The 559-nt window shown below is 55.8% G+C and carries 1 protein-coding gene; it reads left to right on the top strand.

Annotation, left to right across the window (positions count from 1 at the left end; genetic code table 11):
- Positions 1-37: 37 nt before the first annotated feature.
- Positions 38-559 (top strand): hypothetical protein (locus tag AC1RPU_RS07760; RefSeq protein WP_481769606.1); only part of this gene is annotated, 522 nt, incomplete at its 3' end.

Below are 559 nucleotides of genomic sequence, written 5' to 3' on the forward strand. Positions count from 1 at the left end.
GGGTGGCAGTATGGGCAGCATAGGAGGGGGTCCCTCGATGTCGGTCAATGGCTTCTGGTCGTCGAACTACCAGTACATGATGACCGGTATTCTCCCAGCAGACCCGAGTCTGATTGACACCAGCACGCTCAAGCTGTTCTATCGCGACATGTATCTGTTCGATAGCACTGCGGGCTCTGCCTTGGACATTCATTCGAGCTTTCCGTTCTCCGACTGGGAGCTACGCGGTCTGACCGAAGCTGAACTCCAACCGTTCCACGACACGCTGGCTCGGCTCAATATCCGGCAAATGCTGCCGTTGATTAGTACAGCTTACCTTGTGGACGGCTTCTTCTGTGGGTCTATGGTGTTCGATCCGCGTTCGCGTCAGTTCATGGACACGCTGATCCATGATGCGTTGTCCTGCAACGTTCTGCCATCGCCGTTCTTCTGTATCGACCCACAGGTCGAAGTGGTAACGAGTCAGGCTACGCAGCAGTTCCTGCACGCGGCTTCGGAATACACGCAGCGGTATCTGGATTCGATGCCACAATCGTTCGTGAACCAGCTGCGCGATGGC

It is taken from the genome of Dellaglioa sp. CoH-55-MRSF-7, from assembly GCF_056782235.1.